11 protein-coding genes are annotated in these 11959 nt (G+C 69.5%); 3 read left to right on the top strand and 8 right to left on the bottom strand.

The genetic code is table 11. The features are described from left to right. Window positions 1–42 precede the first annotated feature (42 nt). Together J2Y42_RS07380 and J2Y42_RS07375 are read left to right on the top strand one after the other, a co-directional pair. Window positions 43–744 (top strand): type 1 glutamine amidotransferase domain-containing protein, encoded by a 702-nt coding sequence (locus J2Y42_RS07380; protein WP_309856354.1) that lies wholly within the window; start codon window positions 43–45, stop codon window positions 742–744. A gap of 100 nt (window positions 745–844) precedes the next feature. Then, on the top strand, window positions 845–1831 hold the full coding sequence (locus tag J2Y42_RS07375) for an aldo/keto reductase (protein ID WP_309856352.1): 987 nt from the start codon (window positions 845–847) through the stop codon (window positions 1829–1831). Between the two features lie 58 nt (window positions 1832–1889). Here the strand turns inward: J2Y42_RS07375 and J2Y42_RS07370 are convergent, their stop codons facing one another. The 5 genes from J2Y42_RS07370 to J2Y42_RS07350 form a co-directional block, all read right to left on the bottom strand. Continuing rightward, window positions 1890–2273 carry a hypothetical protein gene (locus J2Y42_RS07370; RefSeq protein WP_309856349.1) on the bottom strand — a complete coding sequence of 128 codons (384 nt, stop codon included), beginning with the start codon at window positions 2271–2273 and terminating at the stop codon, window positions 1890–1892. Between the two features lie 4 nt (window positions 2274–2277). After that, complete coding sequence (locus J2Y42_RS07365) at window positions 2278–2937, bottom strand: hypothetical protein (RefSeq protein ID WP_309856347.1); 660 nt, start codon at window positions 2935–2937, stop codon at window positions 2278–2280. Window positions 2938–3141: 204 nt separating this feature from the next. Continuing rightward, window positions 3142–4212 (bottom strand): LacI family DNA-binding transcriptional regulator, encoded by a 1071-nt coding sequence (locus tag J2Y42_RS07360; RefSeq protein ID WP_309856345.1) that lies wholly within the window; start codon window positions 4210–4212, stop codon window positions 3142–3144. 83 nt (window positions 4213–4295) lie between these two features. Continuing rightward, window positions 4296–5924 (bottom strand): amidohydrolase, encoded by a 1629-nt coding sequence (locus J2Y42_RS07355; RefSeq protein WP_309856343.1) that lies wholly within the window; start codon window positions 5922–5924, stop codon window positions 4296–4298. Next, window positions 5921–7351, bottom strand: coding sequence for a cytosine permease (locus J2Y42_RS07350; protein WP_309856340.1), 1431 nt, complete (start codon window positions 7349–7351; stop codon window positions 5921–5923). Before J2Y42_RS07350 ends, J2Y42_RS07355 begins: the two co-directional genes overlap by 4 nt. 85 nt (window positions 7352–7436) lie before the next feature. Here J2Y42_RS07350 and J2Y42_RS07345 point away from each other — a divergent pair, with 85 nt between their 5' ends. After that, window positions 7437–8066: a TetR family transcriptional regulator gene (locus J2Y42_RS07345; RefSeq protein WP_309856338.1), complete on the top strand. Its 630-nt coding sequence runs from the start codon at window positions 7437–7439 to the stop codon at window positions 8064–8066. A 1-nt stretch (window position 8067) separates the two neighbouring features. Here the strand turns inward: J2Y42_RS07345 and J2Y42_RS07340 are convergent, their stop codons facing one another. From J2Y42_RS07340 to J2Y42_RS07330, 3 genes are read right to left on the bottom strand one after another with little or no spacing between them, the layout of a single operon-like run. Continuing rightward, complete coding sequence (locus J2Y42_RS07340) at window positions 8068–10065, bottom strand: beta-galactosidase (RefSeq protein WP_309856336.1); 1998 nt, start codon at window positions 10063–10065, stop codon at window positions 8068–8070. Next, the gene (locus J2Y42_RS07335) at window positions 10062–11003 is read right to left on the bottom strand and encodes a carbohydrate ABC transporter permease (RefSeq protein WP_309856333.1); all 942 of its coding nucleotides are present in this window, start codon (window positions 11001–11003) and stop codon (window positions 10062–10064) included. Before J2Y42_RS07335 ends, J2Y42_RS07340 begins: the two co-directional genes overlap by 4 nt. Beyond that, a complete protein-coding gene (locus J2Y42_RS07330; RefSeq protein WP_309856330.1) occupies window positions 10996–11946 on the bottom strand; it encodes a sugar ABC transporter permease in 951 nt (316 codons plus the stop codon). The genes J2Y42_RS07335 and J2Y42_RS07330 overlap by 8 nt, the downstream gene beginning before the upstream one ends. Between the last annotated feature and the right edge of the window lie 13 nt (window positions 11947–11959).

The following is an 11959-nucleotide window of genomic DNA, read 5'->3' as shown; positions in this document are numbered from 1 at the left end:
ACCGCGGCGGGCCGCCACAATCGGGGAGTCGAAAGGACCCCCATGTCGAACATCCTGATGGTCGTGACCGTGGCCGACTCCCTGACCCTCGCGGACGGCTCCGCGCATCCCACCGGTTTCTGGGCCGAAGAGCTGGTCGTCGCGCACCGCGACCTGACGGCTGCGGGGCACACGATCACCATCGCGACGCCCGGCGGCCGCATCCCGACCGTCGACCCCGGTTCGCTCACGGCCGAGATCGTCGGCGACCAGGCGAAGGTCGACGACTTCCGCGCCTACCTCTCCCAGATCGCGGACGACCTGGCGCATCCTCTCGCGCTCGACTCGGCGGTCGCCGCCGACTACGACGCGGTCGTGCTGCCGGGCGGCCACGGCCCGATGGCCGACCTGGCGTTCGATGCCGCACTTGGCTCCCTCCTGAGCGAGGCGGATGCGCGCGGGACGCTGATCGCGCCCTTCTGCCACGGGCCCGCCGGCCTGCTCAGCGCCGTCGACGCGTCCGGCGCGTTCACCTTCGCCGACCGACGCCTGACGGTCTTCACGGACGAGGAGGAGCGCACCGGCGGTCTCGGCGAGAACACCCCCTGGTTCGTCTCCTCCACCCTGCGCGAGCGCGGTGCGCTCGTCGAGGACGGCGACGCGTGGACCTCGCACGTCGTGCGAGACGGCAATCTGATCAGCGGCCAGAACCCGCAGTCGAGCGAGGCGGTCGCGAAGGCTTTGGTGGAGGCGCTCGCCTCCTGACGCGCGATACTGACACGCGCATCGTGGCGGCGCGGTACCGCGGGTGAAGCGCATCCGCGGTACCGTTGCTCCGCACCCCCGCCGATCAGGAGCCTGCCGCATGACTTTCGTCGCCGATCCCGCCCGATACGACTCGATGCCCTACCGGCGCGCCGGCCGCAGCGGACTGCTGCTGCCCCCGCTGTCGCTGGGGCTCTGGCAGAACTTCGGGAGCGCGCGCTCCTTCGAGACGCAGCGCGCGATCGTGCTCCGGGCCTTCGATGCCGGGATCACGCACTTCGACCTGGCGAACAACTACGGGCCTCCCCCCGGCGCTGCCGAGGAGGTGTTCGGCCGCATCCTCGCCACCGATCTGAAGGCCCACCGGGACGAGATCGTCGTCTCCACCAAAGCCGGTTACCTGATGTGGCCCGGCCCGTACGGCGACCACGGATCGCGCAAGTACCTCCTGTCGTCCCTCGACCAGAGCCTCGCGCGCCTCGGCCTCGACTATGTGGACGTCTTCTACCACCACCGGCCCGACCTCGAGACACCGCTCGAGGAGTCGATGGGCGCGCTCACTACCGCCGTCGAGCGAGGCAAAGCGCTCTACCCCGCGATCTCGAACTACGGCGCAGAACGCACCACCGCGGCTGCCGCCCTGCTGGCCGGCTCCGGCACGCCGCTGCTGCTGCACCAGCCGCGCTACTCCCTCTTCGACCGCTCGCCCGAAGACGGCGTGCTGGATGCGGTGGAGCAGGCGGGCGCCGCGGCCATCGTGTTCTCGCCGCTCGCCCAGGGCCTCCTGACCGACCGCTATCTGGGCGGAGTGCCGGAGGGATCGCGCGCGGTCACCAGCGCCTTCCTGCACGAGTCCGACCTCACCGAGGACGTGCTCACCCGCGTGCGTGCGCTCAACGACATCGCCGCCGGGCGCGGACAGACGCTCGCCCAGCTCGCGCTGCAGTGGGTGCTCCGCAACCCCGTCGTCGTCTCGGCGATCATCGGCGCGAGCAGCGTCCAGCAGTTGGAACAGAACCTCGGCGCGCTCGACGGGCCGGAGTTGACGGGCGACGTGCTCGCCGCGATCGACGCGGCGCTGGGCTGAGGAAGCGGCGGCCGAGCAACCGGTGTGACCTGAGCGCTTGGGCGCCGAGCGCAACAGACTAGTCGGCTGGGAGATCCGAGAGCATGGCAGAAAACCACTCGGTTGTCATCGAAATTTCTTCATCATCGCCGTTCGGCTCGAGTACGCAGAGCCAGGCCCTCACGAGTCGACCCTCGCGGGTTGTCACATCCGTGCCGGGAGGATACTTCTTGAGAAACGACCAGGCGAGCTCCTTGGCCGCCACCAGCTGAGCGGGGTCGCCACGTGCCCCGTACCAGTATCGGTGGGCAACCTCCCGGACAGGGACGACTTCTGCGGGTACCGGAAGCTGTTCGAGTCGGGCAGTGAGCACCCGCATCAACCCGATCCACAGCGACGAATGGTCTCGTGACGCACTGGTGTGCGCTTCCGCGACCACGTCCTCGGGTTCCACTTCGCCCACTGTCCTAGTCAAGCGGATTCGGCACCCGTCGTAGCCGCATTCCGGTCGTGAGCCCGTCTTCGGGAATGGAGGGATCGGCCCACTGGGCGCCCGCGTTCAGCCACCGTGCCCGAAAGCGCAGCACGCCCTCCGCCGTCGCGTCTTGGTAGCCATACTCCACGCCACAGCACGGACAGGATTCCCACAACGGATCCACGCCGCTGTCGCCCCAGGGAGGTTCTGGGGGTTCGTATCCACAGACTCGACAATAAGCATTCTCGTTCTCTTCGCCCGGCTGGCACGAGCCGAGGAGCGAGCGAAGAGTGAAGCCGAGCGTGCGGGCCTGAACGCGCATCTCGCCCCAGTCGCCCTCGAGGTCATAGTGCTCACCCGAGCCTGTCAGGGAATCGATGTTGCCATAGTCGATTTCACCCGATGCATCTACGGCTGGAGGTCTCATCCCGCTCCATTCGACGCCGCCGACATCCCCGAAGGTGAGGGTGGCTCGTCGATAGCAGTGCGCCTCGCCCGGCTTCGGTGGGTGGTATTCGGGGTGGTGGCGCAGAAGAACTGCCTCCAGCTGGAACTCAACCCGTCCTGGCGTGACTTCGATGGAAAGCACCCAGCTGTCTTCGAGGTAGATCGCCTCCAGTCCAGGAAGCCTGCTGTACGACTTCGCGTTCACGGCAGTCCCCCTTCGATCGGCGTGCGGTCATTGCCCGGCTGCCGCCGCCCGCGACGCAATTGGTGTTCCATCGAATCGTCCCCCCGCATCACCATTCTGACCTACGGCGCGCCTGCTATCGCCGGCTGCTCGCTCGCGCGGGCTGCACTCTCAGCGGGAAAGCCAGCAAGCTGACGGCGGTGAGCAGCACGGCCGACTATTTACTCACGCCTCGGCGGGTACCGGCGCCTCGTCGGGAGCAGCAGCGTCCGCGAAGGCCGGCGCCGGCGGCGTCGACTCGCGCTGGATGACGCGGAACGGCACCGCGATCTCCTCCGGCTCCAGGGTGTCCGCGTCCTCTTCGATCCGCCGGATCAGCAGGTCGACGGCGCGGCGGGCGATGTCGTCGCGTCCGGGGTCGATCGTCGAGAGGGTCGGCATGGAGTAGTGCGTCTCGTCGATGTCGTCGAAGCCGATCAGGGCGACGTCCTCCGGCACGCGGTAGCCGGCCTCCTGCAGCACGCGGAGGGCACCGAGTGCGAGGGTGTCGTTGAAGGCCACGACGGCGTCGAACTCGAGGCCCGTCTCCAGGAAGGCGCGCATGGCGCGCGCGCCGTCGGCACGGTGCCAGGTGCCGGCGGGCACGACGAAGCGCTCGTCGTACGCGACGCCCGCGGCCTCCAACGCCTCCCGGTACCCCGCGAGGCGCAGCCCGGCGGAGCCGATCACCTCGCCGGGGTGCGCACCGAGCGCGAGCACCCGACGGCGGCCGCCGGCCAGGACGAGTTCGGTGGCGGCGCGGGATCCCTCGACGTTCTGCATCGTCACGTGGTCTTTGGGACCGTTGAAGATCCGTTCGCCCAGCAGCACCATGGGCGTGCTGACTTCGGCGATGGCCTCCCGGTCCGACTCATCCAGACCGAGCACGCTGTAGAGGATGCCGTCGACCATGCGGCCGCTGCGGTTGCGCAGCACGGACAGCTCGCTGGCGCGGTCGTTGCCGAACTGCTCGATCAGCACCGACAGCCCGCGCTCGCGTGCCGCCCGCATGACCGAATCCGCGAGCTCGGCGAAGTACGCGTTCCGCAGCTCCGGGATGATGAGGCTGATGACGTTGGTGCGCCCGGACCGCAGGCTGCGTGCCGACAGGTTGGGCGTGTAGTCGAGTTCGGCGATGGCCGCGAGGACGCGCTGACGCGTGCTGTCCCGCACGTACGGGTAGTCGTTGATCACGTTCGAGACCGTCTTGATCGACACCCCGGCGAGCCGGCTCACGTCGTGCAGCGTCGCTGCCATTCGTCCTCCTGGTGGGCTATCGTCCCACTCTACAACGTTGGATATCCGGAGGGCGATGGCCTCGGCGGCCTCGGTTCGAGGGCCTAGCCCGAGTACACCGTCCGTCCGCCGACGATGGTCTGGACGACCCGGGCGCTCAGCAGCGACGAGGGGTCTTGCGCGAACACATCCGCGTCGAGCACGATGACGTCCGCTGCGTGGCCCGGCGCGATCCGCCCGCGCCAGGAGCCGTCTCCGACGGAGGCGGCGGCATCCCGCGTGGCGTGCGCGATGGCGCGCTCGAGAGGCAGGGCGTACTGCGGCTGCACCGCGGTCACCGAGGGCACCAGGGCCGACGCGCGCGTCGCGGCGACGTACATGTTGGCCAGGGCGTCGTGAGGGGCCGTCGGCGAGTCCGTCGAGAACGCGAGAAGCGCTCCGGCGTCCTCGTATTCCGGCCACGGGAAGGCGCGTTCGACCCGGTCGTCGCCGAGCATCTGCATCCAGTTGTCGAAGATCGCCGGGTCGGCGTGGACCGGCTGCATCGACGCCGTGACACCGAGGCGCGCCATCCGCTCGGCCGTTCCGGGTGCGGCGTACTCCAGGTGCTCGATGCGGTGACGCCGCGGCAGCTCCCCGTTCTCGGCGACGGCGCGCTCCAGCGCGTCGAGTGCGATCTGGCTCGCGTAGTCTCCGATCGCGTGCTGCGCGATCTGCAGGCCGGCGGCGTCGGCGGCGACCACGACGGGCGTCAGACGCTCCAGCGGCCAGATCGGGTCGGCGTTCTCGCCGTTCGCGTACGGCTGGCGCATCGCCGCGGTGCAGGCGTCGATCACGCCGTCCAGGATCAGCTTGATCCCGATCACACGCAGCCGGGGAGAGGATGGCTCGGCCGCAACGCGCGCTGCCTCCGCGACCTGCGCGAGGTTCTGCTCGTCGTCGCCCGTGTTGGTCACGAGCCAGTGCGCGGCGATGCGGATCGGCAGCTCTCCTCCGCGACGCTCCTGCGCACGCCGGAGCGCCTCCAGGCCGTAGGCGTCCATCGCCATGTCGACCGCGCCCGTCACCCCGGCCGCCGCATAGGCCGCGAGGGTCCGCTCCACCTGGGCGTCCCGGTCGGCGTCGGTGGTCGCGGCGTCCCGCTGCGCCCAGGCGTACTGGGTCGCGGCGGTCTCGAGCAGCAGCCCGGTCGGTTCGCCGTCGGCGTCGCGCACGATCTCGCCGCCGATCGGATCGGGCGTCTCGCGGGTGATGCCGAGCTCGGCCAGCGCCGCCGTGTTGAGCCAGCAGGAGTGGTAGTCGTTCGCATCCAGGTAGACCGGGATATCGCGCACCGCCGCGTCGATCATGCCGGCGGTGGGCGCTCCGCCGGGCACCGCGTCGAACAGCCAGCCGCGTCCGCGGAGCACCGTCGCGTCGGGGTCGGCCGCGCGCGCCTCGCGCAGCAGCGATTGGATGCCGTCCAGGTCGCGAGCACCGGTCAGGTACACCTGGCCGAGGGCGGCGCCCATCATCAGCAGGTGGGTGTGCGCGTCCGTGAACCCGGGCAGGACGAGGCGGCCGCCGAGGTCGACGACACGGTCGGCCGGCGGGGTGGCGTCGCCGTCGTGCCCGACCCAGGCGATCCGGTCGCCGCTGACGGTGAAGGCGTCCGCCCAGGCGGGGCTCGGGTCCGCGTCCGCAGTGAAGACGCGGGCGTTGCGGTACAGGATGGTCTCGGCGGGGTCGGTCACAGCCGTCCCTCCTTCCCGAGCCGGGTGCGGCTCAACAGGGCGTACACAGTGGCGGCGACGATCATTCCGAGCGGCACCGAGAGGTCGATGGAGCCGATCGACGCAGCTATCGGGCCGGTCCACACGTCGGTGGACAGGCAGATGGCGGTGACGAAGCCGCCGAGGACGAGGGCGGCGATACCGGGAATGCTCCACCCGCCCGTGAACCAGAACGGCGCGCCGCGCCGGGTGTCGAACAGGTCGACGCTGTCGTACACGTAGCGGCGCCGAAGCACGTCGACGACGAAGATCGCCATGGCGGGGCCGGACACGATGACGAGGAACTGCAGCATCAGGTTGGCGGCCTGGAGCAGGCTGGACGAGAGCACCAGGTAGATGGTCAGCGCCGTCCCGACCACGCCCACGATGATGGCGGCCGGGATGCGCTTGAGCCGGAATCCGATGGCCTGCAGCGCCATGCTCGAGGTGTAGGTGGTCATCGCGTTCAGCGCGATCGTGTTGAGGACGACCCCGATGACGAGCACCGGCCCGAGCCATTCCGGCAGCAGGTCGAAGAGGGCGACGTCGATGCCGGCGTCGAACGCGCTCGCCTTCAACCCGGTGGCCAGCAGCACTCCGACACTGGTGAACACGATGAACGGGAGCGCGCCGCCCAGCGCGGTCGCGGCGGCGATGTTCGCGGGCCGGGTCGTGCGCGGCAGGTAGCGCGCGATGTCGGGGCTGTTGATGAACGACAGCGGTGTGGACGCGAGGATCGTGAAGCCGATCGAGACGGCCGACCACAGCTCCACTCCCCCGAGCGGCTCGGGCGCGGTGTACTGCCAGTCCACGGTCGGGAGGATGAAGCCCGACACCACGATGAAGATGTCGAACAGCACGATCGCGAGGATCGGATAGATCCGGAGGATCAGCCCGTGACCGAAGATCGCCACCAGGATGGTCACCGCCGACACCACGATCGTGACGCCGATCGGCACCCACACCGGGTCGTCCAGGCCGACGCGGCGCAGCAGGTCGGCGCCCATGAAGGAGGACGCGAGCCAGGTCAGCGAGAGGAAGACGGCGCCGATGAACCAGCCGACGAAGGCGACGAAGAGCTTGTTGCCGAGGATGCCGTACATCGCGCGCGTCACGACCGAACCGGAGGTTCCGGCGGCCGGCCCGCTCGCCGCGATGAGTCCGGGGAAGACCCAGAGCAGGGACGCGGCGACGATGACCGCGATCGCTTGCCAGATCTCGAGCCCGAGCAGGATGAGGGTCGCGCCGATGGTGAAGTTCAGGATGCTGACGCCGGGGGCGGCCCACACGAAGAAGAGGTCTCGTGCCCGGCCGTGCCGCTCGGCGTCGCCGATGACCTCGATGCCGCGCGTCTCCGGTTGTGTGGAGGCGTCGACGAACTGCTCCTCGCGGGCTTGCGTTCCGGACATGGGTGCCTCTTTCCTGACCGAGCATCGTTGCTGTTGGTCATGTGCCCAATAAGCTGTTGGTCAGTCATTCAATAGCATGGGACCCATGGAGTCAAGCGCATCCCCTCCCCGCTCCCGGAAAGCGCCGGAGGAGCGACGGGAGGAGATCCTGTCCGAGGCGGCATCCATCGCCCTCGACGAGGGGCTCGAGCGCATCACCCTGCGCGCCGTCGCCACCCGCCTCGGCGTCCGCCCCGGGCTCATCTCGCACTACTTCCCGGCGGCGGAGGACCTCGTCGACGAGGCGTTCGTGCGGGCGGCGACGATCGAACGCGAGCGGTTCTTCCCCGACGCCGGCTCGCCGCTGGAACGCCTGGCGCACTTCGTCCACCACATCGAGACGGGCGCCTCCCTGCCCCTCGCCCGCCTGTGGCTCAACGCCCGGCACCTGTCGCGCTTCATCCCGAGCCTCGAGGCCACCCTGCAAGAGCAGGATTCGCTCGACCGCGCCCGCCTGCGCGCGATCATCGAGGACGGCGTCGCGTCCGGCGACTTCGCCGCCGTCGACCCGGAGGCGGCGAGCATCCGCATCCTCATCGCGGTCGACGGCGGCGGCTCGTACGTGAACAGCACCGACGACCTCACCCACCCGGCGCACGTGCACTTCGTCGCCGACGTCGCCGAGTGGACGCTCGGCCTCGCCCCGGGAACGCTCGGCGCCGTCGCGACGAGCTGACTCACTCCTCCCGGATGAGCGCCACCCCCTGCGGCTCCAGTCGCAGACCGGCCGCCGACCCTCCCGTGAGGACGTCGGTGCCGGGCAGGTCGAGCGCCACCGGCTCCTGACCGTGATTGATCGCGGCGAGGAACGCGCCGCGGCGGACGAACTCCACGCCCGGGATGCGCGGCAGCCGCTCCACACCGGCCTCGGCGAGGATGGACTCCAGCAGCAGCCCGAGCGGTTCGGCGTCCAGACGAGTGGCGACGTACCAGGCCTGCCCGGAACCACGGGCGTGACGGGTCACCGCCGGATGCCCGTCCGGCGCTCCGCCGTCGAAGACCGCCTCCACGTCGGCCGAATCGACGCGCACGTACTCCGACCAGAGCGACGCGGAGGCCCGGCCGCCGATGCGCTCGCCGCGGACGCCGACGGCGGGCGGCTCGCCACCGCCGAGCGCGGCGAGGTCCGGCGCGGCGGGCGGGGCGAACTCCTCCACCCAGAGGCCGAGCGTCTCGCGAAGCACTCCGAGGTATCCGCCGGTGCGCACGTGGAGGTCGGGGTCGAGGATGCCGGTGAGGTACCCGACGACGAGCGATCCGCCGCCCGCCGCGTACGCGTCGAGCGCCTCCAGCTGGGCGTCGCTCGCGACGAACAGCGACGGGACGACCACGGCCCGATAGCCGGACAGGTCGCCCGTGGCCTGGACGAAGTCCACCGTCACGCCCGCCGCCGACAGGGCGATGTGCCAGCCCAGGACGTCGGCGAGGTACGAGATGGTGGTCGGCGACGCCTTCTGCTCGATCGCCCACCAGGAGTCCCAGTCGAAGACGATGGCGACCTGTGCGGGGACGGGTTGCCCGAGCAGGCCGTCGACCGACGACAGCGTCGCCAGTTCGGCACCGAGCTGCTCGACCTCGCGGAAGACGCGGGTGTCCGTGCCCCCGTGGGGCAGCATCCCGGCGTGGAACTTCTCCGCGCCCGCGACCGCCTGCCGCCACTGGAAGAAGAGGATGCCGTCGGCTCCGCGCGCAACGCTCTGGTACGACCAGGCGCGCATCTGCCCGGGCAGCTTCGCGGCGTTCCGCTCGCGCCAGTTCACCGCGCCGGGTGACTGCTCCATCAGCAGCCAGGGCGCGCCGCCGCCGAGGGAGCGCATCAGGTCGCGCTGCATCGCCCCGTACGCCGGGGCGAGCGGATCGGCGGGGTCGGGGTACGAGTCGTCGGAGACGATGTCGACCTCCTGCGCCCACGTCCAGTAGTCGGCCGGCTTGAAGAAGCCCATGAAATTGGTCGTGATCGGCACGTCCGACCGGGCGCGGATGATGGCCGCCTCGGCCCGGAAGCAGGCCAGCAGCTCGTCCGAGCTGAAACGGTCGAAGTCGAGCACCTGGGTCGGGTTCTTGAAGGTCGGCGCGGCGCGCGGCGGGAGGATCTCGTCGAAGCCGGCGTAGTGCTGCGACCAGAAGGCCGTTCCCCACGCGTCGTTGAGCGCCTCGATCGTGCCGTACTTCTCCTCCAGCCAGACCCGGAACGCCGCGGCCGACGCGTCGCAGTAGCAGTGGCTGACGTGGCAGCCGTACTCGTTGTTGACGTGCCACAGCGAGAGCGCGGGATGGTCGGCGTAGCGTTCGACGATCCGCTCGACCAGCCGCGCGGCGTAGCGGCGATACACCGGCGAGCTGGGGCAGTACGCCTGCCTGCTCCCCGACGAGAGCGTGACGCCGTCGACGGTCACCGGCAGCATCTCGGGATGCTTCAGCGCCAACCACGGCGGAGGCGAGGCCGTGGCCGTGGCCAGGTCGACGCGCACTCCGCCCGCGTGCAGCAGGTCGAGCACCTCATCCAGCCAGGCGAAGTCGAACTCGCCGTCCCTCGGTTCGATGCGCGCCCACGAGAAGATGCCGACCGACGCGAGGTTCACGCCCGCCCGGTCCATCAGGCGCACGTCCTCGCGCCACACCTCCTCCGGCCACTGCTCGGGGTTGTAGTCGCCGCCGTACCAGAATCCACTCACTCTTTGACACTCCCGCTCGCTAGTCCGGTCGTCCAGTATCGCTGCAGGAACAGGAACGCGATGACCAGAGGGATGATCGACACGAGCGAACCCGTGATGACGACGGAGAACAGCGCCTGCGATCCCCCGCCCGCCGCGCTCGTCGCCTGCTGCTGGGCGAGCCCCACCGTCAGCGGGTAGAGCTCGGAGCTGTTCAGCATGATCAGCGGCAGGAAGTAGTTGTTCCAGGTGCCGACCAGCGCGAACAGGAACACCGTGACGATGCCCGGTCCGAGGAGGCGGAGACCGACCTGCCAGAAGATGCGGAACTCGCCCGCCCCATCCACCCGACCGGCCTCGATCATGGAGTCTGGGATGGCGTCCGCCGCGTAAACCCGCATGAGGAACACGCCGAACGGGCTGACCAGCGACGGCACGATGACCGCGGCCGGGGTGTTCGTGATGCCGATCTGGCTGAACATCAGGTAGGTCGGGAGGGCCAGAGCGGTCAGCGGGATCATGATCGCGCCGAGCACCACGCTGAACATCAGAACGGATCCCGGGAAGCGGTACTTCGCGAAGGCGTACCCGGCCATGGTCGCGAGCAGCGAGGCGCCGACCGCGCTCACCAGCGCGTAGACGAGCGTGTTGATCGCCCAGTGCAGGTAGATGCCGTTCTGCGCCGTGAACACCGCGCCGATATTGGTGAACAGCTCGAAGGTGCGCCCGAAGGCGAAGCCGAACGTGGTGAACAGGTCGGCGTTGCTCTTCGTCGATGCGATGAACAGCCAGACGATCGGGAGCACGAAGTACAGCGCGCAGATCCAGAGCATCACGGTGAGCAGGGTGCTGCGCTGCGTCTCCCGGTTGTAGGCGCGTGCGCCGCGGCGCGCGGTCCGGCGACGCGGCGATGCGTCGTCGACGGCGGGCAGCGGGCTGCCGGTGGCGGTCTCAGTCATTGCGGGCCTCCTTCCGCTGCGTCGAGAGCTGGACGACGTACGACACGATCGCGATCACCAGACCGAGCAGGAAGGCGATGGCGGCGGCGTAGTTGACGTCCTGGTTCGTGAACGCCAGGTTGTACGCGTAGTAGTTGGGCGTGTAGCCGTTGTCGATGACGTTCGGCGCGAGCGCGTGCAGGAGGCTCGGCTCGTTGAACAGCTGGAACGTCCCGATGATCGAGAAGATCACCGTCAGGATGATCGCGGGCCGGATCCCGGGGATCTTGATGCTCCACGCCACCCGCCACTGGCTGGCGCCGTCGATCTCGGCCGCCTCGAACAGCTCCGTCGGGATCGAGCGGAGCGCCGCGTACATGATGATCATGTTGTAGCCGACGAAGGCCCACGTGACGATGTTCATCATCGAGCCGAGCATGTTCTGATCGCTCAGCAGGTCGGGGGCACCGAGGCCGACCGCACGGAACAGCTGGGCGATCGGGCCGAAGTCGTTGCCGTACAGGTAGCCCCACATCAGCGTCGCGACCACGCCGGGGACGGCGAACGGCAGGAAGATCAGGAGCCGGAGGGCGACCGATCCGCGCACGCGTCCGCTGTCGAGCGCGAGGGCGAAGAACAGCGACAGTGCCAGCATGATCGGCACCTGGATGACGAGGAAGAGCGCCATGCGCCCCACACCCGCGAGAAAGTCCGGGTCGGTGAACGCCCGGACGTAGTTGGCGAAGCCGGCGAAGGTCTGACCGCCGATCAGCTGCGTCGTGAAGAGGCTGAGGTAGCCGGAGTAGAACAGCGGCAGCAGCAGCATGACGATGAAGACGATCATGAAGGGCGCCACGAACAGGTAGGCGGCGATGTTCAGCCGCCGCTGGTTCGCGTTCCTCCGCGGACGCTTCTCCGTGTGCTCGCGCGTGCGCACCCGGCCGGGTGCGACGGACTGGGTCATGGTGAACTCCCTT

Source organism: Leifsonia sp. 1010, from assembly GCF_031455295.1.
Classification (GTDB): Bacteria; Actinomycetota; Actinomycetes; order Actinomycetales; family Microbacteriaceae; genus Leifsonia.
This window is presented reverse-complemented; position numbering and strand designations above follow the sequence as displayed.